Source organism: Leisingera sp. F5 (genome assembly GCF_001593695.1).
In genome coordinates this window covers 1-2,006 of the sequence record NZ_LUKH01000611.1, presented here as the reverse complement: position 1 = coordinate 2,006, position 2,006 = coordinate 1, and the positions used below count along the sequence as shown (strand labels likewise).

Sequence of the window (2,006 nt, the reverse complement as noted above, 5' to 3'; positions counted from 1 at the left end):
GTAATCACTTGGCAAGCATTCCGGGCGGATTTTTGCAGCTTTGCGACGGTTTGAAAAACATCCTGGTGACAAATCATCCGGATGACGCTAATACGCACCACATAAAAATTGATCCGCGGTACTAAAAATTAACAAAGCGGACAGCATTAACGGGGAGCTTGCGGCAATGCTGCTGAGCCAAGTGATTACTGACAACCCGTCTTTGACGGATTTCTGGGCGTTGGAACGATGCGTTTCCGCTGAAGCCAGAAAGATACCCAGCGAGGCGAATGCGCCTTTGACCTGTGATGTGGAGCCGGAGTTCCGCTGTACGCCACGGAAATGGGACCTGATCCTGTCGGCGGCCCATGACCGCGGATTGCGGGCGCGCCGCGCCTGATGCCCGGCTGATCGCTGCCAGCCCCGGCGGACCTTCGGTTCTGATGGAAGGGAAAACCCCGCCAGATGCACTGGCGGGGCGGGCTGTTTTACTCTGCCGGTTGGGCTGCCGGTGTGCCTTTGATGCGTTCGCGCATTCCCTGCATCATCGCATACAGCACCGGTACCACGATGACGCCAACCACGGTTGCTGCCAGCATGCCGCCAAAGACGGCAATACCGATGGCCCGCTGGCTGGCTGCGCCTGCGCCCGAAGCAACCAGCAGTGGCACCACCCCCAGCAGAAAAGACAGCGCTGTCATCATCACGGCGCGGAAACGCTGTTTGGCGGCCTCCTGCGCCGCGTCGCGGATCGAGAGACCGGCGGCGCGCTGCTCCATCGCAAACTCGACAATCAGAATGGCGTTTTTCGACGCCAGGCCGATCAGCATGATCATTCCGATCTGCGTGTAGAGATTGATGTCATTGCCGGCGATTGCCACCGCTGCCACCGCTCCGAACAGGGCCACGATCACCGACAGCAGGATGGCCACCGGCATCGTCCAGCTTTCGTATTGCGCGACCAGAAACAAGTAGCCGAACAGCACTGCCATCGCCAGGATCACGGTGACCAGACCTGCCGAGTCCAGCTGCTGCTGCGCCGTACCGGTCCATTCAAAGGCATAGCCCGGCGGCAGCGCCGTCGCGGCTTCCTCCTGCATCACCCGGATCGCATCGCCGGTGGACAGACCTGCCGCCGGCACAGCGGTAACAGTGGCCGAGCGGAAGATATTGTGCCGCTTCAGCAGCACCGGCCCCAGCACGTTTTCCACATCAATCAAGGTCGACAGCGGCACCATTTCACCTGACTGCGTCCGCACATACAGGCCGCCGATATCCTCAATCTTGTCGCGGTAAGTGCCTTCCGCTTGCAGCATCACCTTGTAGACACGGCCAAACAGGTTGAAGTCGTTGACATAGTAGGACCCCAAGAGTGCCTGCATGGTCTGAAACACCTCGGAAATCGGCACATTCAACGTCTTGGCCTTTTCGCGGTCCAGATCGACAAACACCTGCGGCACATTGGCCCGGAAGGTTGTATAGGACTGGGCGATTTCCGGGCGCTGATTGGCGGAATAGACCAGCGAGCCGACCGATTGCGCCAGATCCTGCGGGGTGCCGCCCGCGGTTTGCTGGATCGCCATTTCAACACCTGCGGACATGCCCAGGCCCGAAATCGGCGGCGGGTTGAAGGCGACGATGCTGGCGGCGGCTTCCCCATTGGCAATGCCGTAGATCTGGCCAAGGATAGCATTGGGATGCAGCGCCTCGGTTTGCCGTTCATCCCAAGGGTGAAGGGTGGCGATGATCATGGCACCATTGGCCCCCGCCCCGTTCAGCAGGCTGAATCCATTGACCAGAACCGTGCCCTGGACACCGGGGATTTGCCGGATCTGCTCATCGATCCGTCCGGTCACTGTCTCCGTCCGTCCCAGCGCCGCCGCGTCGGGCAGCTGCACATCCACAAACAGATAGCCGTTGTCTTCGGCCGGCAGGAAGCCTTTGGACGTAGAGTTGAAAATAGTGCCGGTGCCGAAGGCAACCGCCGCAATGATGGCAAGCCCGATCACCGGCAAACGCAGCAGCCG

The 2,006-nt window shown here is 60.3% G+C and carries 2 protein-coding genes; one reads left to right on the top strand and one right to left on the bottom strand.

Going from position 1 to position 2,006, the window contains the following annotated elements; genetic code table 11:
• The first annotated feature begins 166 nt into the window (after positions 1 to 166).
• Positions 167 to 379 carry a hypothetical protein gene (locus A2I95_RS33890; protein WP_129370899.1) on the top strand — a complete coding sequence of 71 codons (213 nt, stop codon included), beginning with the start codon at positions 167 to 169 and terminating at the stop codon, positions 377 to 379.
• An 88-nt stretch (positions 380 to 467) separates the two neighbouring features.
• Here A2I95_RS33890 and A2I95_RS33885 read toward each other — a convergent pair.
• A partial coding sequence (locus tag A2I95_RS33885) for an efflux RND transporter permease subunit (RefSeq protein ID WP_291736867.1) occupies positions 468 to 2,006 on the bottom strand: 1,539 nt, incomplete at its 5' end.

Coding starts and splice junctions, on each gene's coding strand:
- A2I95_RS33890 (WP_129370899.1), top strand. CDS start 167: ATGCTGCTGAGCCAAGTGATTACTGACAACCCGTCTTTGACGGATTTC.